Annotated in this window: 19 protein-coding genes; 6 read left to right on the top strand and 13 right to left on the bottom strand. The window is 74.0% G+C overall.

All coding sequences use genetic code 11. From position 1 onward, the window contains the following. Positions 1–71: 71 nt before the first annotated feature. Complete coding sequence (locus CFT82_RS07560; RefSeq protein WP_088818482.1) at positions 72–539, top strand: hypothetical protein; 468 nt, start codon at positions 72–74, stop codon at positions 537–539. Then, complete coding sequence (locus tag CFT82_RS07555; protein ID WP_088818481.1) at positions 536–1,030, top strand: DUF2505 domain-containing protein; 495 nt, start codon at positions 536–538, stop codon at positions 1,028–1,030. The genes CFT82_RS07560 and CFT82_RS07555 overlap by 4 nt, the downstream gene beginning before the upstream one ends. A gap of 100 nt (positions 1,031–1,130) precedes the next feature. On the opposite strand, the gene pruA is transcribed toward CFT82_RS07555, so the two are convergent. From pruA to CFT82_RS07535, 4 genes are all read right to left on the bottom strand, one after another. Further along, a complete protein-coding gene (pruA, locus tag CFT82_RS07550) occupies positions 1,131–2,759 on the bottom strand; it encodes an L-glutamate gamma-semialdehyde dehydrogenase (RefSeq protein ID WP_088818480.1) in 1,629 nt (542 codons plus the stop codon). Between the two features lie 124 nt (positions 2,760–2,883). Continuing rightward, a complete protein-coding gene (locus CFT82_RS07545; protein WP_088818479.1) occupies positions 2,884–3,303 on the bottom strand; it encodes a hypothetical protein in 420 nt (139 codons plus the stop codon). After that, the gene (locus CFT82_RS07540; RefSeq protein WP_088818478.1) at positions 3,300–4,526 is read right to left on the bottom strand and encodes an AAA family ATPase; all 1,227 of its coding nucleotides are present in this window, start codon (positions 4,524–4,526) and stop codon (positions 3,300–3,302) included. The genes CFT82_RS07545 and CFT82_RS07540 overlap by 4 nt, the downstream gene beginning before the upstream one ends. Beyond that, the gene (locus CFT82_RS07535) at positions 4,523–5,224 is read right to left on the bottom strand and encodes a CpaB family protein (protein WP_088818477.1); all 702 of its coding nucleotides are present in this window, start codon (positions 5,222–5,224) and stop codon (positions 4,523–4,525) included. Before CFT82_RS07535 ends, CFT82_RS07540 begins: the two co-directional genes overlap by 4 nt. Before the next feature lie 159 nt (positions 5,225–5,383). Here CFT82_RS07535 and CFT82_RS07530 point away from each other — a divergent pair, with 159 nt between their 5' ends. Further along, a complete protein-coding gene (locus CFT82_RS07530; protein WP_088818476.1) occupies positions 5,384–5,593 on the top strand; it encodes a helix-turn-helix domain-containing protein in 210 nt (69 codons plus the stop codon). A 7-nt stretch (positions 5,594–5,600) separates the two neighbouring features. Here the strand turns inward: CFT82_RS07530 and CFT82_RS07525 are convergent, their stop codons facing one another. Beyond that, on the bottom strand, positions 5,601–6,143 hold the full coding sequence (locus CFT82_RS07525) for a hypothetical protein (protein WP_088818475.1): 543 nt from the start codon (positions 6,141–6,143) through the stop codon (positions 5,601–5,603). Positions 6,144–6,339: 196 nt separating this feature from the next. On the opposite strand from CFT82_RS07525, the gene CFT82_RS07520 reads away from it, so the two are divergent. Both CFT82_RS07520 and CFT82_RS07515 read left to right on the top strand, forming a co-directional pair. Continuing rightward, entirely contained in the window at positions 6,340–7,080 is a 741-nt protein-coding gene (locus CFT82_RS07520) for a LysM peptidoglycan-binding domain-containing protein (RefSeq protein ID WP_088818474.1), read from the top strand. Beyond that, positions 7,077–7,472, top strand: a complete 396-nt coding sequence (locus CFT82_RS07515; protein ID WP_088818473.1) for an Rv3235 family protein — start codon at positions 7,077–7,079, stop codon at positions 7,470–7,472. The genes CFT82_RS07520 and CFT82_RS07515 overlap by 4 nt, the downstream gene beginning before the upstream one ends. Before the next feature lie 72 nt (positions 7,473–7,544). Here CFT82_RS07515 and secA read toward each other — a convergent pair whose 3' ends face one another. Beyond that, entirely contained in the window at positions 7,545–10,253 is a 2,709-nt protein-coding gene (gene secA / locus CFT82_RS07510; RefSeq protein WP_088818472.1) for a preprotein translocase subunit SecA, read from the bottom strand. A 152-nt stretch (positions 10,254–10,405) separates the two neighbouring features. Here secA and CFT82_RS07505 point away from each other — a divergent pair, with 152 nt between their 5' ends. Beyond that, a complete protein-coding gene (locus CFT82_RS07505) occupies positions 10,406–12,904 on the top strand; it encodes a GNAT family N-acetyltransferase (RefSeq protein WP_088818471.1) in 2,499 nt (832 codons plus the stop codon). A gap of 247 nt (positions 12,905–13,151) precedes the next feature. On the opposite strand, the gene CFT82_RS07500 is transcribed toward CFT82_RS07505, so the two are convergent. The 7 genes from CFT82_RS07500 to CFT82_RS07470 form a co-directional block, all read right to left on the bottom strand. After that, positions 13,152–14,405, bottom strand: a complete 1,254-nt coding sequence (locus tag CFT82_RS07500; protein ID WP_088818831.1) for a winged helix-turn-helix domain-containing protein — start codon at positions 14,403–14,405, stop codon at positions 13,152–13,154. 79 nt (positions 14,406–14,484) lie between these two features. Next, positions 14,485–15,213 (bottom strand): ribosome hibernation-promoting factor, HPF/YfiA family, encoded by a 729-nt coding sequence (hpf, locus tag CFT82_RS07495; protein ID WP_088818470.1) that lies wholly within the window; start codon positions 15,211–15,213, stop codon positions 14,485–14,487. A 181-nt stretch (positions 15,214–15,394) separates the two neighbouring features. Further along, positions 15,395–16,063: a ComF family protein gene (locus CFT82_RS07490; protein WP_200815095.1), complete on the bottom strand. Its 669-nt coding sequence runs from the start codon at positions 16,061–16,063 to the stop codon at positions 15,395–15,397. 76 nt (positions 16,064–16,139) lie between these two features. Continuing rightward, the gene (locus CFT82_RS07485) at positions 16,140–17,882 is read right to left on the bottom strand and encodes an LpqB family beta-propeller domain-containing protein (protein ID WP_088818469.1); all 1,743 of its coding nucleotides are present in this window, start codon (positions 17,880–17,882) and stop codon (positions 16,140–16,142) included. After that, entirely contained in the window at positions 17,879–19,492 is a 1,614-nt protein-coding gene (mtrB, locus tag CFT82_RS07480) for an MtrAB system histidine kinase MtrB (protein ID WP_088818468.1), read from the bottom strand. Before mtrB ends, CFT82_RS07485 begins: the two co-directional genes overlap by 4 nt. A gap of 15 nt (positions 19,493–19,507) precedes the next feature. Continuing rightward, on the bottom strand, positions 19,508–20,218 hold the full coding sequence (gene mtrA / locus CFT82_RS07475; protein ID WP_088818467.1) for an MtrAB system response regulator MtrA: 711 nt from the start codon (positions 20,216–20,218) through the stop codon (positions 19,508–19,510). A gap of 24 nt (positions 20,219–20,242) precedes the next feature. Then, positions 20,243–21,652 (bottom strand): mycothione reductase, encoded by a 1,410-nt coding sequence (locus tag CFT82_RS07470; RefSeq protein ID WP_088818466.1) that lies wholly within the window; start codon positions 21,650–21,652, stop codon positions 20,243–20,245. Positions 21,653–21,684 lie beyond the last annotated feature (32 nt).

The raw sequence follows: 21,684 nt of genomic DNA, 5'->3' as shown, positions 1-21,684 counted from the left end.
CTGTAGCCCCCGTCACACTCCCTGTGCACAGCACCCGACACGCTCCGAGGAGGTCGACCTAGGGTGCACGCATGGCTGGTGGACCGACTCCCGAACAGCGCATCGCCGCCGCGGTGCTCCCGCTCCTCGACCTGCCCGTCTGGGTCGGTCACGCGGGCGCCCAGGACGCGGTCGACGAAGCCCTCCTGGCGATCGTCGAGGCCACCCTCGGGCCGCCGCTGGAGGCCGAACCCCTGCCCACCGCGCTGATCGCCCCCGACGGGAGGGCCGATCGCGGGGCCATCGCCGCGACGGCGGCAGCCCTCGGCCGGGCCGCCCGGCAGCTCGACGAGGCCGGCGCCAGCGGCCCGGCGGCCGCGGCCCGGGAGCTCCGGGCCGCCCTCCAGGAGTACGGCGACGCGCTCCTGGAGATCCCCCGCGCACCGGCCCGAGGAGTCACCCGACTGGGACAGATCCGGGCCGCCAAGCAGCTCGTCGCCGGGTGCCGGGCAGCGCAGGCGCACGTGAGCACGTCGATCCCGACTAGCGTGGAGCCATGAGGATCGATCACGAGTTCACCCTGCCCGCGCCCCTCGACGAGGTGGTCACCATGCTCGGCGACCCGGCCTACGTGGAGGACAAGATCCGCCGCACCGGGGCCACGGAGCACACCCTGGAGGTCACCACCGACGGCCCCGGCCCGGTGGTGCGCAGCACCCGGAAGATGCCCACCGGCCGACTGCCGGACATGGCCCGGAAGGTCGTGGGCGACACCGTGACCCTCCAGGAGCACCAGGAGTGGGGCGCCCCCGAGGCCGACGGCTCCCGCTCCGGGAAGCTCACCGTCACCGCCGGCAACGCGCCCGCCCGTCTGGAGGCGGACCTGCGGATCGAGCCGCGCGGGGAGGAGACCGTCTTCCGCACCACCGGCGACTTCACGGTGAAGGTGCCCTTCCTGGGCAAGCAGCTGGAGAAGCAGGCCGAGCCCTACGTGGGCAAGGTGCTGGGCGTGGAGGAGAAGGCGTCCCGGGAGTGGCTCGCCACCCACTGACCCCGCCGCCGGGCGCCGTCCGCACGGGCAGCACGCCGAAGGGCCCCACCTCGCACGGTGGGGCCCTTCGGCGTGAGCGCTTCGCTCAGGGGGTGATCACTCAGCCCATGTGCGGGTAGCCGTCCGTGGTCGGGGCCACGAAGGTCTCCTTGATGGAGCGGGTGCTGGTCCAGCGCAGCAGGTTCGCCATCGAGCCGGCCTTGTCGTTGGTGCCCGAGGCGCCGGAGCCGCCGAAGGGCTGCTGGCCGACGACCGCACCGGTCGGCTTGTCGTTGAGGTAGAAGTTGCCGGCCGAGAAGCGCAGCACCTCGGTGGCGTGCGCCAGGGCCTGCCGGTCGCGGGAGATCACCGCACCGGTCAGGGCGTAGTCGGTGACGTCCTTCATCTGCTCGAGGGTCTCCTCGAACTGGTCGTCCGGGTACACGTAGACCGCGAGGATCGGGCCGAAGTACTCGGTGGTGACCATCTCGTGGGTCGGGTCGGAGACCACGGCGATGGTCGGACGCACGAAGTAGCCCTCGGAGTCGTCGTAGGTGCCGCCGGCGATGATCTCCACGGAGTCGTCCGCGTGGGCCGCGTCGATCGCGGCCTTGTGGCGGGCGAAGGCGCGGTCGTCGATGACGGCACCCATGAAGTTCGAGAAGTCGGTGACGTCACCCATGGTCAGCGCCTCGGTGCGCTCGACCAGGTCGTCCTTGATCTCGGCCCAGACCGACTCCGGGATGTACGCACGGGAGGCGGCGGAGCACTTCTGGCCCTGGTACTCGAAGGCACCACGGATCAGCGCGGTCTTCAGGACGGCGGTGTCGGCCGACGGGTGGGCCACGACGAAGTCCTTGCCGCCGGTCTCACCCACGATGCGCGGGTAGGAGCGGTAGCTGTCGAGATTCTCCCCGATCTGCTTCCACAGCATCTTGAAGGTGGCGGTGGAGCCGGTGAAGTGCAGGCCGGCGAAGTCACGGTCGGCCAGCACCACGTCAGAGATGTCCTGGCCCACGCCGTGCACCAGGTTGATGACGCCGTCCGGGAGGCCGGCCTCCTTGAGGAGCTCCATGGTCATGTGGGCGGCGCGGGCCTGGGTGGTCGACGGCTTCCACACCACGGTGTTGCCCATGAGCGCCGGGGCGGTGGGCAGGTTGGCCGCGATGGCGGTGAAGTTGAACGGGCAGACCGCGTACACGAAGCCGTCCAGCGGGCGGTGGTCCTGCCGGTTCCAGCTGCCCTTGGGGCTCACGGTCGGCTGGCCGGCGAGCAGCTCGCGGGCGTAGTGCACGTTGAAGCGCCAGAAGTCGGCGAGCTCGCAGGCGGCCTCGATCTCGGCCTGCAGCGGCGACTTGCTCTGGCCGAGCATGGTGGCGGCGTTCATGCGGGCGCGCCACGGACCGGTGAGCAGCTCGGCGGCGCGCAGGAAGATGGCGGCGCGGTCGTCGAAGGAGAGGGCCTGCCAGGCCGGGGCGGCGGCCTTCGCGGCGTCGATCGCAGCGCGGGCGTCCTCGGCGGTGCCCTCACGAGCGGTGCCCAGCACCTTGGCGTGGGCGTGGGGCTGGACGACCTTGATCTCCGCGCCGGAACCCTGGACCCACTCGCCACCGATGCAGTGCGGCAGGTCAATCGGGTTGTCGGCGATCTCACGGAGCGCGGCCTGCAGCTCCTCGGCCTCGGGGCTGCCGGGGGCGTAGTCCTTGACCGGCTCGTTCACCGGGTACGGGGGGGTCGTCACAGCATCCATGGAGGTGCTCCTTCGTGGGGTGCGGGATTCAACGGGCCACCTCGCGCCAGCGGCGCGGCGGGCAGACCTCTGCCCCATGCTGTCACGGACGCACGGCGGCGACCACCACCGGTGGGAGCTCCCGTCACCCCTCCGGGTGCGGCTCCGGCGCCGCCCGCAGCAGGTCCTGCACGACCGCGGCCTCGGTCGTCGCGTACCAGGAGAGCTCCCAGGGGGCACCGACGGCCTCCGGCTCGCCCAGGGCGACGTCGTCCCCGAGGTGGAAGGAAGCCGCCTGCCGCAGGGTGACCGGTGCCGCGTCGCCACGCAGCACGCCGGCCGGGAGGTCGGCGGCCAGGACCACCACCGGCAGCCCGGCGGCCAGGGCGTCGTCGGCGGCGGCCTCCATCGCCTCCTCGGCCTCCTCCTCCGACGGCTCGGCGGTGGGGTCGGCCGGGACCGCCACCACCCGCCACGGGCGGACCGGGGCCACCTCCTCACCCCCCACGAGGGCGGTGAGCTCCTCGAGCGAGAGGGCGGCGAAGGCACGGAGGTCGTGGGTCATGCACCCATCGTGGCACGGGTGTCGACCAGCCCGACGAGATCACCCAGCCGACGGGCGAGCGCCGAGCGTGGCGCCTCCTCCACCACCGGGCGCCCGGCCAGGAGCGCCCGGTCGACGACGGCCCGGTCCTCCGGGAGCAGGAGGTCCGCCCGCCGCCCGAGGTGCCGCTCGGCGGTCTCCTGGAGCTCCGGCTCGCGGGCCGCGGTGCGTCGGGTCCGGTTGAGGACGAGCACCTGCGGCGTCCCGGCGAGCACCGGGTCCAGCACGTCGGTGCTGCGGATGAGGCGCTGCAGGGCCACCGCGTCGGCGCCCCCGACCACGACCACCAGGTCGGCCGCGCCCAGCACCGTCAGGGCAGCGGCGTTGCGGCGGGGTGCACGGGTGTCGTAGGCGAGGACCTCGTCGTCCTCCACCGGGCTGGCGAGATCAACCACGACGAGGTCGACGAGCCTCCGGGCCATCCCCAGGACGTCCTCCAGCGCGCCGGCCCGCACCTCCGGCCACCGGTCGGCCCGGCCGATCCCGGTGAGCACCCGCAGCCGCTCCCCCACCCGGCGGGCGCAGCCGGCCAGGGCCGGGGCGTCGAGGCGACCCTCCTCGCTGGCCCGCACCGCGGCGATGAGCCCCGACGCCTCCTCCAGCAGCGCCAGGTGCTGCCCCAGCCCCGGGGCGTGGGTGTCCGCGTCGACGAGCATCGTCTCGGAACGGCGGGCCAGGAGGGCGGCCAGCTCGACGGCCACGGTCGTGCGTCCCGGCGCACCCGGCGGGCCCCAGACGGCGACCACCCGCCCGGTGGGCTCGGGCAGCGGGTCCAGCCTCCCACCTGCCGGTCCGTCGACCGCGGCACCCTCCTCGGGGGTGGGCCCGGGGGCTGCCCCCAGCCCCGCCACGACCTCCTCCCAGCGGGGCAGGGGGTCCTCCACGGAGCAGGTCGCGCTGACGCCCCACTGGGCGAGGCGCCGCTCGGCCCCCTCGTCAGCCGGTGAATGGACCCCGACGACCTGGAGCCCGGCCTCCTGCAGGCCCACGACGCACTCCCGGTCCAGGTCCCGCAACCCGGCCGACACGACGGCGAGCTCCCCCAGCCCCGCCTCCGCCGCCCCGAGCAGATCGGGCAGGTCGACGCAGCGTCGCACCACGCGCAGGCCCGGCACCCGGGAGAGGGTGGCCGCCAGCGGGGCGTCCCAGGAGGGTTCGACGGCCAGGAGGACATCGCGGGTCACTGCTCGCCCTCGCCGGCCACGAGCGATCCGGCCACTGGCACCGCGGCCAGGGCCTCCCCGTCGCCGAGCCCGGCGAGGACCTCGGCCACGCCCTTCTCCGGCACGAGGAGGTCGACGTCCACCGGGCGCCCGGCGGCCGCGGACTGGGCGACGGACTGCACCCGGGCCACCTCGACGGACTCCAGGACCCGCTCGGGGCGCGGGCGCTCGTCCTGACCGGCCGCCCCCTCCGGGACGGTCCACAGGTCGACCACGGAACCGGGGGCCAGCATCGAGGCGCTGCCGGCCGAGACGGGCACCGACACCCGTCGCAGGTCCAGCTCTCCCGGCGAGCCGAGGGCGCTGCGCGGCACGAGCTCCCCGCTGCGGAGCGGTTGCACGAGGACGGCACCCTTCCCGCCGGCAGCGCCCAGCGGGTCGGTCCCCGAGAGGTGGGCCGGGCGGTCTCCGGCCGAGACCGGCTTCAGGTCCGCCCGCGTGAGCACGTGCCCGGTGGGGAGGTCGCGGGCGGCCTCCCAGTGCTGCGGCCCGGCATCACCCCCGGCCACCGCCGCGCCGGTGAGCGTGGAGCCCAGCACCAGGGCCGCGCCGACGAGCAGCCGCGCGTCGGTCCACCGGGGGCGACGGAGGCGGTGCGCCGGTGGGCTCTCCGGCCGTTCCAGCTCCGCGCCGCCCTGCCGACTGCTGCGCCCGAACATCGTGTCTCCTCTGGCCTGTGGACGAACCGGGTGGGCAGGAGCGTGCCGACATAGGATGAACACCAGGTGGCCAACAGGTCAGGATTCGGTCTGGATCGGCCCCGCCCCGCGGCACCAGGCGCCGCGGAGGACGTCGAACGAGCGCGACCAGGAGGAGACGTGCCCCGCCGCTTCATGGCTCTCAGCGACGTGGCCGAGACGCTGGACATCTCGGCCGCCCAGGCCTACGCCCTCGTGCGCTCCGGGGACCTCCCCGCCATCAAGGTCGGTGGCCGCGGTCAGTGGCGGGTGGAGATCTCCGAGCTGGAGAACTACATCGCCCGGCAGTACGAGGCCACCCGGGCCCTCGTCGAGGCCGACCGGCCCTGAACCCGGGTCAGGCCCCGGGCCCACCCACCCAGGCGACTGCCTCGAAGGGGATGACCCGGACGGACCGGGCCTCGCGGGCGGTGGGCCCCACGGCCAGGTCCAGGTGATCGGCCAGCACCCGGTCGACCCGTCCCTCCACGAGCCCGCCCTGCGAGCCGGCCACCCGCACCGATGACCGGTCCCGGGAGAGCTCCCGCAGCACGCTGACCCAGGTGACCCGTCGGGCCACCGACTCCCCCGCGGGCCGGGCCCTGGCCGTGAGGCCCGCGACCCCGGCCACGGCCCACCGGCCCACGAGCCGGTCACCGCCCCGGGTGCTCAGACGGAGCCAGTCCTCACCGACCTCCCGCACCTCCCCCTGCACCACCCCGCCGCCCACCGTCTCGAGGGCGAGGGTTCGCCCCCGGTGGGCGTCGAGCCGGTCCATCAGCGAGATCCGAGCACGCTCGATGCGCACCCGCTCGGCGACCTCGTCCTCCAGCTCGGCCCGGCGCTCCGCGGCCAGCCGCCCCGCGACGTCGGCGAACAGCGCGTCCCAGCGATCCGTCATGCGGTCACCGTAACCAGCCCCGCCCGACCCCGGCCGGAGGTCGCAGCACCCTGACCACCCCGGTCGCCGGCCGAGCCCACCCCACCACTTCGACATGGATCCGCACGCATCCACAGGATTCGACATCAAACGACACCAAACGACATGATGTGGCTATATTCGTGATCGACAACACACCGACCGAGCAGGTGATCACATGCACGCCCCCGTCCCCTCCCTGGCCCACCGGGCCCTGCACCGCGAGGAGAAGCACTCCTCGCCAGGTCGCGTGCCCGTGTGGGCGGCCCTGCTCGCCGGGGCGGTGGGCCTGGCCCTCAGCGCCCTGACCGTGGAGCTCGGTCGCGGCCTCACGCGCCGGGCCGAGGCCGTCCTCGACCCCACGCACCCCGCCGCTGCCCTCACCTGGGGTGTCCAGCTCTGCCTGACGGTCGTCCTCGCCTGGCTGGCCGGGGTGCTCGCCCTCGAGGGCCTCGCCCGGGTGCCGGGGATGGCCGGAGCCCCCTTCCGCTCGGCGCGGCGGGCCCTGGGGCCGTGGGCCGGTGGTGCCCTGCTCTCGCTGGTCGTGGGACTCGCCACCAGCTCCGGCACGGCCCACGCCGGACCCGGTGAGGCCGCCGCACCGAGGGCGGGGAGCACGAGCAGCAGCGTGGCCGGCTCGTTGACCGCCGACCCGCTCGACCTGCGCCCCCTCCTGACAGAGACCGAGGAGCGCACCGCGGAGAGCGCGGGCCCGGCACCGAAGACGGTCACCGTCCGCACCGGTGACACGCTGTGGGAGCTGGCCGCCCGTCACCTGGGGGAGGACGCGAGCCCGGCCCGGATCGCCCACGAGTGGCCCCGCTGGTACGCCGAGAACCGCGAGCTCGTCGGCGAGGACCCCGATCTCCTGCAGCCCGGGACCGAGCTGCGTGTGCCGGGGACGGAGGACGTCCGATGAGCGCGCAGCCGACGGCCCTCCCCCGCGGCAGCGAGGTCACCTTCGACCGCCAGCCCACCCCGACCGCGGACCTGCCCCCGGCCACCCCGTGGACCGCCCACCTCTGCCGGACCCTCGTGGAGGTCATGGACGGCTCGCGTTCCGCGCAGCAGCTCACCCGCTGGGTGACCCTGGACATCCTCCACCGGCTCGCCCGGCGCAGCACCCTGGCCCGCCGCCACGGGACGGCGACCGGCAGCACCCGGGTGCGCAGCGTCCGGACCTGTCACGTCCGCGACGGGATCGTGGAGGCCTCGGCGGTCGTGGTCGTCCGCGGGCAGGTGCGTGCCATCGCCCTGCGGCTGGAGGGCCTCGACGGGCGGTGGATGCTCACCGCCCTGGAGATCGGCTGAACCCACCGGGAGCGCGACGGGGGCGGGCGGGCGTGATGCCCACCCGCCCCCGTCGTGGCGTGTGCTCTCCGCTCAGCGGCGGCGCTTCTCCGCCCGGCGCTGGGCACGGTTGCCCTGCGCCCCCCGGGCAGTGCGCTGCTCCACCGTGCCCTCGGCGGTCGGGGCGGTGTACTGCCAGCGCTGCTGGTCCTCGTTCGCGTCCACCGCACCACCGTGCTTGCGGCGGGCCTCGCCGGAGGCCACCGCCTGCACACCCTGCGCGCTCGGCTCGACCTGGAAGAGCCCCATGACGGCCTCCTCCTTGATCGAGTCGGCCATGACACCGAACATCTGGTAGCCCTCGCGCTGGTACTCCACCAGCGGGTCGCGCTGCGCCATCGACCGCAGGCCGATGCCCTCCTTGAGGTAGTCCATCTCGTAGAGGTGCTCGCGCCACTTGCGGTCCATCACGCCCAGGAGCACGCGACGCTCCAGCTGGCGCATGACCTCCTCGCCCATGGCCCGCTCGCGGGCGTCGTAGGCGTACTGCGCGTCGGAGGTCAGCTCGTCCACGAGCAGCTCGGCGTCCACGCCGCCGATCCCCCCGGCGGCCTCGACGATGTCGTCGACCGTCAGCGAGATCGGGTACAGCTCCTCCAGGGCGCCCCACAGCTCGTCGAGATCCCAGTCCTCGGCATATCCGTGGGCGGTCGCACCGTTCACGTAGTCGATGATCACGTCGTTGATGAAGTGCCGCACCTGCTGCTCCAGGTCGGCCCCCTCCAGCACCCGCTTGCGCTCGGCGTAGATCACCTCGCGCTGCCGGTTGAGCACGTCGTCGTACTTCAGGACGTTCTTGCGCGACTCGAAGTTCTGGCTCTCCACCTGGGTCTGGGCACGCTCGATCATCTTCGTGAGCATGCCGGCCTCCAAGGGCTCGGACGGGTCGCCGCTGGCCATCGCCCGCTGCATGAGGCCGGAGTTGAAGCGAACCATGAGGTCGTCCTCGAGGGAGAGGTAGAACCGGCTCTCCCCCGGGTCACCCTGGCGGCCCGACCGGCCGCGCAGCTGGTTGTCGATGCGGCGCGAGTCGTGGCGCTCGGTGCCCAGCACGTACAGGCCGCCGAGCTCGAGCACCTCCTCGTGCTCCGCCTCCACCGCGCGCTCGGCCCGGGCCAGCGCGTCGTCCCAGGCGGCCTCGTACTCCTCCGGGTTCTCGTCCGGGTCCAGCCCGCGCTTCTTCAACGAGGCCACGGCCATGAACTCGGGGTTGCCGCCGAGCATGATGTCGGTGCCTCGACCGGCCATGTTCGTCGCCACGGTGACCGCGCCCTTGCGGCCGGCCTCGGCCACGATCGCGGCCTCCTGCTCGTGGTACTTCGCGTTGAGCACCTCGTGCTTCACGCCGCGCTGCGTGAGCTGCTCCGAGAGATACTCGGACTTGGCCACGCTCGTGGTGCCGACCAGGACCGGCTGGCCCTTGGTGTGCCGCCCGACGATGTCCTCCACCACGGCGTCGAACTTGTGCTTGGCGTCGGCGAAGACCAGGTCGCGCTGGTCCACGCGGGCCAGCGGCCGGTTCGTCGGGATCGGGATGACGTCCAGCTTGTAGATCGAGTGGAGCTCGGCCGCCTCGGTCTGGGCGGTACCGGTCATGCCGGCGAGCTTGTCGTACATGCGGAAGTAGTTCTGCAGGGTGACCGTGGCCAGGGTCTGGTTCTCCTGCTTGACCTCCACGCCCTCCTTGGCCTCGATGGCCTGGTGGACCCCGTCGTTGTAGCGGCGGCCCTTCAGGAGGCGGCCGGTGTGCTCGTCGACGATGTGGACCTCGCCGTCCATGACGACGTAGTCCTTGTCCTTGGTGAACAGCTCCTTGGCCTTGATGGCGTTGTTCAGGTAGCCGATCAGCGGAGTGTTGCGGGCCTCGTAGAGGTTGGTGATGCCGAGGTGGTCCTCGACCTTCTCGATGCCGGACTCCAGCACGCCGACGGTGCGCTTCTTGATGTCGACCTCGTAGTCACCGGTCGGCTCGATGCCGCGCAGCTTGTCCCCCGGCTCGCCCTTCTCGAGCTTCCGGGCGATCTCCGCGAAGGTGCCGTACCAGGAGGTGGCCTGGTCGCCCGGCCCGGAGATGATGAGCGGCGTGCGGGCCTCGTCGATGAGGATCGAGTCGACCTCGTCGACGATCGCGAAGTGGTGCTCGCGCTGCACGAGGTCGTCCACCGACCAGGCCATGTTGTCGCGCAGGTAGTCGAAGCCGAACTCGTTGTTCGTGCCGTAGGTGATGTCCTTGGCGTACTGCTCGCGGCGCTGGGTGGAGTTCAGCGAGGAGAGGATCACCCCGGTCTCCAGGCCGAGGAAGCGGTGCACGCGCCCCATGAGCTCGGCCTGGTACTCGGCGAGGTAGTCGTTGACCGTGACGACGTGGACGCCCTTGCCGGTGAGCGCGTTGAGATAGCTCGGGAGGGTAGCCACGAGGGTCTTGCCCTCACCCGTCTTCATCTCGGCCACGGCGCCCTGGTGCAACGCCGCCCCGCCCATGATCTGCACGTCGAAGTGGCGCTTGCCCAGAGTGCGGACAGCCGCCTCGCGCACGGTCGCGAAGGCCTCGGGCATGAGCGCGTCCAGCGACTCGCCGTCGGCCAGGCGGGCCTTGAGGCGGTCGGTCTGCTCGCACAGCTCGGTGTCCGAGAGCGCCTGCATCTCGGCCTCGCGGGCGTTCACGGCCGTGGCGACGCCCTCGAGGCGACGCACCATGCGTCCCTCGCCAGCACGCAGCACGCGATCCAAGATCTTCGGCACGACTGTGGTCTCCCTCGTGGTCCTCGGTGTCCGGTGCGGTCTGCACGATCCGCCCGGCGGCTGGGACAGCCTAGTTGACGCCGGCGGAGCGCTCCGGGGGCCGCGCCGGAACGCGGTGGAGCGCTGGGGCGCGGCTGGTGTTGGATGGGCCGATGACCGACGCGACACCTGCCGGGCCCCCCGCCTCGACCGCCTGCCCCGTGCTCACCGACGGCCGGGTCCGCCTGCGACTGCACGACGCGAGGGACGTCCCCGCCGTCGTGGAGACCTCGACCGACCCCGAGGCGGTGCGGTGGACGACGGTCCCCTCCCCCTACGGCACCGGTGAGGCGCAGTGGTGGGTCGGCCACATGCGCGAGGGGTGGGAGGCCCGGGCCACCGGGGACGAGCGCGCGGTCATGGGCTGGGCGATCGACCTGCACGAGGGCGCGGCGAGGGATGACCGTTCGGCGACCGACGAGGGCGGCTGGCGCTTCGCCGGCCAGGTGGAGATCCGCCCCATCGGCGGCGGGGTGGGCGAGCTGGGCCTGGTGCTGCACCCGGAAGCGCGCGGGCAGGGGGTCATGACGGCGGCCTGCCGGCTGGCGATGGCGTGGGCCACCGAGCACGGCGGGCTGGAGACGCTCCACTGGCGCACGGCGGTGGGCAACTGGGCCTCGCGCCGGGCGGGGTGGCGGCTGGGCTTCCGGTTTTCCTCGGCGGTGCGTGGGCTCATGCCGCAGGAGCGGGAGACCTTCGACGGCTGGGTGGGTACCTGGCGGGCCGGGGAGCCGATGGAACCGGTGCACCCCTGGCGCGCGGCCGTCACCCTGGAGGGGGCGGCGGGTGTGGACGGGCGCGGGCGCGAGCTCCCGGGGGTGCGGCTGCGGGCCTTCACCGAGGGCGACCGGCCCGCCGAGGGTCCTGACGCCGAGGGACTGCGCTACATGCACACCTCCGTGCCTCCGGCCGGGGAGGCGGAGTTCACCGCCTGGCTGACCGGGTTGCGGGAGCAGATGGCCACCGGGACCGGCATCCACTGGGCGGTGTGCGACCCGGCCACCGACGAGGCGCTGGGCGGCATCAGCCTGTTCCGGCTCGGGAACCCCTACCAGCCCACCAGCGCACAGCTTTCCTTCTGGATGCACCCGGCCGGGCGCGGCAGGGGGCTGCTCCACGCCGGGCTGCTGCAGGTGGTGGACCACGCCTTCGCCCCCGAGGACGAGGGCGGGCTGGGGCTCGTCCGCATCGGCTCGGAGGCGCGGGCGAGCAACACGGCGTCGATCGGGGCGCACCTGCGGGCGGGCTTCCGGGTGGTCGGGCAGACGCTGGCGAGCGCCGGTGCCGGGGAGGAGCTGGAGGACTCCTGGGCCTTCGAGCTGCTCCACGAGGCGCGGCTGCCCGAGGGCACGCCCCGCGGCACTCCCCCGGCGGCGCGGCCGGCTGTGGCTCCGCGGGCTCGGGCCGAGGCGGGGCTGCCCCAGCCGGTGCTGGAGGGCGACGGCATCGTGCTGCGGGCCTTCACGGCGGACGACGTCCCGGCGCTGGCCGCGATGCCGAGCGAGACGGAGCACTGGCGCTTCATGGGCGCCCCGGGCAACGTGGCCGAGGCCCGCGAGTACGTGGCGCAGCGCGAGCAGCGTCGGCTGGCCGGGACGGACCTGACCTATGCCGTGGTCGGGGCCGAGGGCACGGAGCTGGCCGGCGAGCTGCTGGGCGCGATGAACCTGTTGGGGCTGGCCGACCGGCACTTCCCGGACACCGCCGAGGTCGGCTACTGGGTGAACCCGGCGCACCGGGGCGGCGGCGTGCTGCAGCGGGCGCTGGACACCGTCCTGGACTTCGTGACGCGCCCGGTGGCCGAGGGCGGGCTGGGACGGGCGCGGGTGGTGGCCACGACGCACGAGGACAATCTCGCCTCGCAGGCGGTGCTGCAACGGGCCGGGTTCACGCTGTGGGGCACCGAGCCGGCCGCCCACCCCGTGGACGACGCCGAGCCCACCGGAGCGCGGCACGCGATCACCCGGTGGGCGTGGACCGTGGGTGAGGACCGGGTGGAGGTCGGTGCGGCCACGGTGGCCCGGCGGCGGCTGCCGGCCACGCTGCAGGGCTCCACGCGCCAGGGTGAGCGGCTGGTCCTCGCCGCGGTGACGGACTCGACGGCCGATGTGGCCCGCATCGTGGAGGCCTGCCGGGACCCGGAGTCGGTGCGCTGGCTGGGCGGGCCGGGGCGCATCCACGCGGGGTATACCGAGGCGGACGCACGGTCGTTCGTGGCGGCGCTCTCCCGGGGGTGCCTGCACGGGACGTGGGCCGGCTGGGCCATCCGCGATGCCGACGGGCTGCTCCTGGGGATGATCGACGTCCAGGAGCCCGGGGAGCGCAGCGAGATCGGGTACTGGGTGCACCCCGAGGCCCGCGGACGGGGCGTGGTCTCGGCGGCGCTGCAGCTGCTGGTGCGGCACGCGCTGACCCCGGCTGGGTCCGGCGGCATGGGGCTGCGACGGCTGACGATCCGGCACGCGGCGGACAACGCCGGGTCGCGGCGGGCCATCGAGGGCGCGGGCTTCCAGCGGATCGGCCTGGCCCGGCGGGCCGGGAACCTCGGGGACGGCACCTTTGCGGACGACGTGCTCTACGACCTGCTGCCCGAGGACCTCCCGGCCTGCTGAAGGCCCCGGTCGCGGCCCCGCTCACACACACCTGAGATGCGTACCGGTCCGCACCTCGGGTGTCGTGGGTATCGCCTGGTCCCCCAGAACGGCACCGGTCCGCATCTCAACGGTCCACGTGCGAACCCGTGCGCATTTGGGTGAAGGCTGACGGGTGAGATGCGTACCGGTGCGCACCTCGGGTGTTGCGGACCGGACCGGGGTGCCTCGGGGCCGGGGATGACGCGAGGCCCCGGGCCCGGCCGGCTCAGGCCTCGGGGTTGGGGCGGGCCGGGGCCGCGTCCACGGCGTCCAGCCCCAGCCAGCCGGCCATCTCGGCCAGGGCCGCGTGCAGCTCGGCCTCGGTCTCGGCCGGAGCGCCCGGCTCGGTGTGCACCGTCGGCGCCCGCAGCACCCCGGCCTGCCGGTCGGCCTTGAGGTCCACCCGCGCCACGAGCTCGTCCCCCAGCAGGAAGGGCAGCACGTAGTACCCGTGCACCCGCTGCTCGGCCGGGGTGTAGATCCCGATCCGGTAGGCGAACCCGAACAGCGCCTCCGCCCGCTCCCGCTGCCAGACCACCGGGTCGAAGGGGCTGAGCAGCGTCCGGACCCCCACCGGCCGGGGCCGCGGGGCGTCCCGGTGCAGGTAGACCGGCGTCCCGGGCCGCGACCACCCGGGCACCTCGACCTCCCGCAGCACGCCGTCAGCCACCAGCCGCTCCAGCGCCGGACGAGCCTGTCGCACCTTCAGCCGCGCGTGGTCTCGGAAGCAGCGCAGCGTCCCGATGCCGTGCGCCCGCGCCCCGGCCTCCACCAGCGCCACGAAGGCCTCCTCGTCCGGCAGCGGGCGCTCCCCCACCGGCCCCCGGGCCAGCACCTCGGCCGGCAGCACCGTCTCCGGCACCGCGTACAGCCGCGCGAACTGCGCGTTCCGGCCCGCGCTCGTCAGCTCCCCGGCCCAGAAGAGGTGCTCGCAGGCGGCCTTCACCAGCGACCAGTTCCACCCCCACTGCTCGGAGCCCACCTCCTCAGCGTGCTCCAGCGCCGCCTCCACCTCCACGGCGGTCATGGGCCCCTGGGCCCGCACGGTCTCCTGCACCGCCTCCACCAGGCCGGGGTGCTCGCGGGCCACGGCGCGCATCCCGCCCCAGGCCTCGTCGCGCGCCCGGCGCATCCGGAAGCCGTAGAGCGCCCAGTCCTCCACCGGCACCAGGGAGGCCTCGTGCGCCCAGTACTCGACCAGCCGGTGTCGGGTGCGCCGCCCGCTCGGACCGCGCCCGTCGCGCAGCCCGTCCAGCAGGGCCCGGTCGTAGGGGCCGAGCCGCGCGAAGGAGGGCAGGTAGTGGCTGCGGGAGAGCACGTTCACCGAGTCGATCTGCGTGATCCCCGTCCGCCGCGCGGTCGCGAGCAGGTGCTGCTGGGTCACCGTCACCGGGCGGCGCCGGCCGAAGCCCTGGGCGAGCAGGGCGATGCGGCGGGCCTGCCGGAGGGTCAGACGAGCGGGACCAGGGGTGAGGGGCACCCGGTCACGGTAGACCGGGTGCCCCTCACCGGACAGGTGGTCCCGCCGGGTCACGCCCACGGCGGGGTCGTCGACCCGCTCAGCCGGCCGCCCGGGCCGCGGGCTCCGCCGCTCCCTCGACCTCCGGGCTCACGTCCGTCTGCATGTCGAGCCGGATCACGCCGTAGCTCCACCCCCGGCGCCGGTAGACCACCGACGGCTGGCCGGTCCCGGAGTCCACGAAGAGGAAGAAGTCGTGACCCACGAGCTCCATCCGGGCCAGCGCCTCGTCGAGCGCCATCGGCTGGGCCTCGTGGACCTTCGTGCGGACGCTGATCGGGCAGTTCGCGTCGCCTCCCATCCCGGCGATCACCGGGTCGGAGGCGAGCATCTCCAGGTCCACGCCCTGCTCCACCAGCTCGGCCTCGCGCTGCCGGCGCTGGGCCTCCTCGACGAGCGACCCGCCCGGCTCCACGGGCTCCAGGGGCGCGGTCGCCTCGGCCACGGAGGCCTTCGGGCGCCCCTTGTGGACCTTGCGCCGGTCGTGCAGGCGACGCAGCCGCTCGCTGAGCTTGTCCACCACGGCGTCGAGCGCCTCGTACTCCCGGTCCGCGGTCGCCTCGGCCCGCACGACGGTCCGGCGGTCGAAGCAGGTGATCTCCAGCCGCTCGCTGCCCTCGGCCCGCCGCGGGTTGGGCTCGTGGCTCCACACGATCTCGCAGCGGTCGACGGAGGGTGCGATGGCGGCGACCCGCTCCAGCTTCTCGTCGAGCTTGTCGCGGAATCGGTCGGTGATCTCGGTCTTGCGTCCGGTGACGGTGACCTGCATGGTTTCCTCCCCAAGGAGTCGGGGCCGCTCCACTCGGGCGGCCCGGTACGGGTGGTCTGCGGGGCTCAGCGCCGCTCCAGAGGACCACCCCCTCGAACTCGGGGCTCCATGACCCGACGATACGCCCGAACACCCCGCCCCACAAGGGTCGGCTCCCCTTCCGATCGGGCCCGGGGCAACCTCAGAGGACGCGCGTCGCGCTCACCACACCGGCCACCGTGCAGCCCACCGCCCGCAGGGCCTCCACCGAGGCAGTGGCCGTCGCCCCCGTGGTCACCACGTCGTCCACGAGCCACACCGGGCCCGCCGGTGGCTCCCACCCCGGACGGACCCGCACCCGCCCGGCCAGGTTGGCGGCACGGGCGGCACGTCCGAGCCCGGTCTGGTCCCGGACCGCGCCGGAGACCCGCAGCACGTCGGCCACCGACGAGCGCGTCCCGGGGAGCAGCCGGGTGGCGGCCCGCACCGCATCAGCCACCGGGGAGTCGCCCCGCTGCCGGCGGGTGGCGCCGCGGGAGGGGGCGACGACGAGGGGCACCCCCTCCCGCGGCCCGACGGCCACCGTGAGCGGCCGGACCAGGACCCGGGCCACGAGCGGGCGCAGGTCGCGTCGTTCGCCGTCCTTGTACGCGGTGACCAGCCGTCGCAGGGCTCCGGTGTGGTCCCCCGCCGCGAGCACCGGCACTCCCTCGAGCCGCCCGGTCACGACGCCTGGCAGCAGCTCCCGGGCCAGCAGGTCGGCGCACCCCGGGCACCACCGGCTGCCCGGCCCGCCGCACCCGGCGCAGGTCAGGGGCAGGGCCAGGTCCGCCAGGGCCCGCCACCCGCGCACTCCCGCTCCATCACCCACGGGGCCAGCGAAGCCCACCTCCGGGGCCCTCCGCGCCCCGGCCGGCCGGGGCCTGGGGACGAGCGGGTCACCGAGCTCAGCGACCGGGCACGACGACGTCGCTGGCCACGTTCGCCACGAACCAGCTCGCCCCCGCCTTGCTGAGCACCCGCCCACCGCGGGTGCGCACGAGGATCCCGTCCCCCCGCTCTTCCGGGTAGGCGGCGATCGCCGCGGCGTGATCGACCGTTCCCTCATCCTGCGGCCAGCCCCCGATGTCCGTGGACCAGACCTGCTGCGTGCCGTCCTGCCGCGGCGCCCCGAGGACCACCAGGCTGTCGGCGTCGGCCCAGGCGAGATCCTCCACGGCCTGCACGTCCGGCAGGAGCGCCCGGAGGGAGCCCAGGCGACGGGGGGTGCCGTCCGCCGAGCGCTCGACCCCCGCCAGGGCGATCCGTTCGGTGTCCCCCTCGCGCAGCACCACCAGCGCACGGGCTCCCTCCGGGCTCAGCCGCACCTCCGCCACCTCCGCCGCGGTGTCCCAGTCGTGCTCGACGACCTGCGGCTCGGCCATGGGGTCCGCGGTGTCCAGCAGCAGCACCTCCCCTCCCCCTTGGTAGGCGCGGACGGTCCACACGAACCCGAAGGGATCCGTCGACGGCGTCGCCAGCGCACCGTCGAGGGTCCGGGTGGTGATGACGCCCCGGTTCCAGATCGCCAGCTGGCGCTGGTCCACCCCGGCCACGACGTCCAGCGACCGGCTGGCGGCGAGCCGCTCCCAGCTCGCCGGGATGGGCGGCAGGTCCGAGGTGGCCGAGGTCGGGGCCTCCTCCAGCTCGGTGGAGCGGGGGTCCACCGCGACCAACGACTGCCGCTGGTGCAGCAGCAGGTGCGGTACCTCGGCGTCCGCCAGCGAGTAGTCCACGGCCCGGGGAGAGGTGACGTGCTCGGCCCCGGTCGCGCTCGTCTCCAGTGGCCGGCCGTCGGCCTCCAGCGAGACCGCGTCGACCCCCGGCGCCTGACGCAGGGTGGCCATGAACTGGGCCGCGGCCAGGTCGCGCCGGGCGGCGTCCTGCTCCGTCATCGCCCGGCTCAGGCGCACCGTGGCCACCCCGTCCACGACGGGGACGGTGGCCGTCTCCAACCAGGTGGACGGGTGGACCCCCGTCTGCAGGACACCGTCGAGCTCCTCGGGAACCTGTGCCGTCTGCAACCGGGCCAGGGCGCTCGCCAGGCCCTCACCGTCCCGCACCCAGCGCTTGTCCGGCACCAGCTGCCGCCGCCCCACGGTCCCCCAGTGGACGTCGACGTCCCGGTAGAGCCGCTGGAAGTCGGCCTGCGAGACCACCACGCCGAGTCCCTCGGGGATCCGCGCGATGCGCCACTGCCCGTCCACCCGCTCCACCTCGAGGGTGAACGAGTCGTTGTCCTCCGCCCGGGCCGGATCGAGCCTCCCGGAGGGGTCGACCCGGCCCAGGGTCTGCGTGTCGATCCGGACCGATCCCCCGGAGACCTCCACCACCCCCAGGCCGTCGCCGCCCGCGTGCACGACGACCCCGTCGGTGGGGTCCCACTGCGCCGCGGCCTGACCGGTGAGGTACTTCCGGGCGACCTGGTAGCCGCCCTCGTTGCTCAGTCCCGCCCGGAGGAAACCGGCCACGACCTCCTCGGCCGAGGCATCGGGCTGGGGTGGGTCGACCTCCACGCTGACGTCCTGCCGCGGCGAGTCGTCCAGGGCGGGCCCCTGCTCGACAGCCGACTCCTCGGGGAAGGCGCCGCACCCAGCCAGGCCCATCGAGACCACCAGCAGGGCGGTCCCGGCACGGTTGCGCATCCTCATCGTTTCTCCTCGACTCGTCGGGCGGCCTCGTCGTCACCGGGGTGGGGGGCCGGCAGCGGCAGCGCCGAGGCGATGAGCCGCTCCCCCGCCCGCCGCGGCAGGGAGAGCCGGAAGACGGCCCCCTCCCCGGGTTCGGACTGCACCTGCAACCAGCCGCCGTGCTCCCGGGCGTCGGCCTCGCAGATGCTCAACCCCAGCCCGGTGCCCCCGGCACTGCGGGTGCGGGCCGGGTCCGCGCGCCAGAAGCGGTCGAAGACGCGCTCCCGCTGCTCCGGGGTCAGGCCGATGCCGGAGTCCGCCACGGCCACCGCCACGCCGTCGGCGTCCCCCACCACCCGGATGACCACCGGCTGCCCCTCGGCGTGGTCGATGGCATTCGTCACCAGGTTGCGCAGGATGCGCTCCACCCGGCGCCCCTCCACCTCGGCCGTGGACTCCGCCGGGTCGGTGGGCAGGTCCATCCGCAGCTCCACCCCGTTCTGCCCGGCCAGCGGTCGGCAGCCGTCCACCACCCGGGTCGCCAGGTCGGCCAGGTCCACCGGTTCCCGGTGGAGCTCGACCTGGCCGGCGTCCTGCCGGGAGATCTCCAGCAGGTCCCCCAGCAGCTGCTCGAAGCGCTCGACCTCCCCGTGCAGCAGCTCCGCCGACCGGGCGCTCGCCGAGGAGAAGTCGTCCCGCTGCATGTGGAGCACCTCGGCGGCCATCCGGATGGTGGTGAGCGGGGTGCGCAGCTCGTGGCTCACGTCGCTCACGAAGCGCTGCTGCAGCTGGGAGAGGTCCTGCAGCTCCACGATCTGTCGCTCGGTGACGTCGGCCATCGTGTCCACCGCCCGCCCCAGCCGGGCCAGCTCGTCGTGCCCCCTCATCCCGGTCCGCCGCCCCAGCTGGCCCGCCGCGATCTCCCGGGCCGTCGTCGAGACCCGGCTGAGCGGGTCGAGCACGGCGTGGGTGATCACCATGGTCACCAGACCGGCGATGAGGGTGAGTCCCAGACCACCGAGGGCGAAGGACGAGCGCACGATGTCGAGGGTCCGCTGCTCGGCCCCCAGGGAGTGGAAGAAGAGCATGTCGTGCGGCCCCACCCCGGGGATCTCCACCCGTGCCCCGACGAGCACGACGGGGCTCATCCCCCCGTCGGGGTCGTGGGCGGTGGTCACCATCGACTGGAGGTGCTCCGGGTCCTCCTGCAGCGCTGCGCGCAGGGCGTGCGGGGCCTGGTTGACGTCCGCGTAGGGCCGCTCCACCGGGGCCAGGCCCTCGGTGTTCTCCAGCGAGCGGACCAGCGCCACCCGCCGGCTGAGGTCCTCTCCCGGCGAGGAGGACTCCCGGACCACGTCGGTGGCGGTGGCGTAGAGCGTGCTCGCGTCCGAGCGCTCCAGCGCGTCGAACTGCGCCTGACCGCGGCCCACCGCCAGCGAGGACTCGGCGACCGCCAGGTCGACCCGCTGCCGCAGAAGACGTTCGCCGATGTTCTGGTACAGGGTCACGCCCAGCACCACCGAGAGCAGGGTGGTGAGCAGGATGCTCATCACCACCGTGCGGAAGCGTAGCGAGCGCCGCCACCCCCGGACCGGGGCGGTCAGTCCCCGCTGCAGGCCGCTGAAGGCCACCTCAGGCGCCGCGGATCACGCGTCGGGCGCGCCGGCCCGGTATCCCACGCCGCGCACGGTCTGCACGATGACGGGGTCCTCGGGGTCGGGCTCGATCTTGGCGCGCAGCCGCTGCACGTGGACGTTGACCAGGCGGGTGTCGCCCGCGTGCTGGTAGCCCCAGACCTCCTCCAGGAGGCGCTCCCGGGTGAAGACCTGCATCGGCCGGCGGGCCAGCGCCACCAGGAGGTCGAACTCCAACGGGGTCAGGGAGATCTGCTGGTCCCCCCGGGCGACGGTGTGACTCGCGACGTCGATGACCAGGTCCCCCACCCGGAGGGCTGACTGCTGCGGGCTCGTCGCGCGCCGCATGGCGGCCCGGACCCGAGCGATGAGCTCCTGCGGCCGGAAGGGCTTCTGCACGTAGTCGTCCGCGCCCGCCTCGAGGCCGGTCACGACGTCCTGAGTGTCGGTCCGCGCCGTGAGCATGATGATCGGGGCGCCGGCCTCCTGCCGGATCTCGCGGCACACCACCATGCCGTTGCGTCCGGGCAGCATGACGTCCAGCAGGACGACGTCGGGCTGGGACTGGCGGAAGACGGAGAGCGCCTCGTCACCGTGCGCGCAGGTGGTGACCTTCCACCCCTCCTGCGCGAGCACGATGCCGAGCATCTCGGCCAGCGCGGTGTCGTCGTCGACGACCAGGACGTGCCCGTTCGTGGGCGCCTCGGGACGGGTGGGAGACATGCCTCACATGGTAACCGCGCGGGATCAGCGTCCGGCGGCGGTGCCACGGGGCGCCGGCAGGCCGAGCAGGGCGTTCTCCACCACCTCGGACAGGGCCGGGTGCGGCCAGTAGCGCCCGCGGGCCCACTCGTGCGCCGGCTCCTGGGAGATCACGGCCTCCCCGAGGAGGTTCACGAGGATGGCGGCCTGGTGGCCCATCACCCAGCCGCCCAGCACCTGCCCGGTGTCGGCGTCGGCGATGACTCGGCAGCGCCCGGTGTGGTCCTCCATCGCCCACCCGTAGGCCACCGCCGCGTACTCCTGGGTGTGGGTGACCACCTCGTGGCCGGCCTCCCGGGCCTGCGCCTCGGTGAGCCCCACGGTGCCGATCTCCGGGGTGCTGAACACCCCGGCCACGACCGGGACGGTCGGGAAGGACTGCAGCTCCTCGGGGTGCACCAGGTTGTGGAAGACCACTCGGGCCTGCGCGTTGGCCACGTGCTTGAGCATCGTCGGGTCGCAGACGTCGCCGAGGGTCCAGACCCCCTCGGCCGAGGTCCGCCCGTGCTCGTCGCACTCCACGAAGCCCTGCTCGTCCACCCGCACCCCGGCGGCATCGGCGTCGAGACCGTCGGTGGCGGGGCGCCGCCCGGTGGCCACCAGGACCACCTCGGTCTCCAGGGTCTCCCCGTCGTCGAGGGTGAGGTGGGCCCCGGTCCCTGCACCGACGACCTCGGCACCGGTCACCTCGGTGCCGGTGCGCACGTCCCAGCGCTTGCGGGCTAGGGCGGTGAAGGCCAGGGAGAGCTCCTCGTCGAGGTCGCGCAGGAGGCGCTCGCCGCGGACCACGAGGGTCACCTCGACACCCAGACCGCTGAAGACGTGGGCGAACTCCACCGCCACGACGCCCCCGCCGACGATCGTCATCCGCGCCGGGAGCTTCTCCAGGCGCATGATGGTGCGGTTCGTGTGACCGACCGTGCCCATCAGGGGCGCGAGGGCGTCGGGCACGGTGGGCGCCGAGCCGGTGGCGATGACGACCTGGTCGGCGGTGAGGCGCACCGTCCCGCCCTCGTGGAGCGCCACGTCCAGCTGCCGCTCCCCGGTGAAGCGGGCCCAGCCCTCGTAGAGATCCGTCCCCTCGGCCTCGCGCCGGTAGCGAGCGCCCCCCTCGCTGATCGGATCGATGCGGTGGAAGACCCGGTCCCGGATCTCCGTCCAGCGCACGTCGGTGAGCTCGGCGGAGAGGCCGAACTGCTCCACCTCCCGCACCCGGTTCGCCGTCTCGGCGGTCCAGACGAACATCTTGGTGGGGATGCAGCCGTTGTTCAGGCACGTTCCCCCGAAGACACCGGCCTCCACCACGGCCACCCGCAGGTCCGCGAACTCCTCCCCGGGGAGGGAGTTGCCGGATCCGGACCCGATGACGACGACGTCGTAGTGCTCAGTGCGCATGGGCCCACCCTAGGCGGGACGGCCCGGCCCCG

Source organism: Kytococcus aerolatus (genome assembly GCF_900187395.1).
GTDB classification, from domain to species: domain Bacteria; phylum Actinomycetota; class Actinomycetes; order Actinomycetales; family Dermatophilaceae; genus Kytococcus; species Kytococcus aerolatus.
Note: the sequence above shows the minus strand (reverse complement) of the source record. Positions and strands in the feature narration are given on the sequence as shown.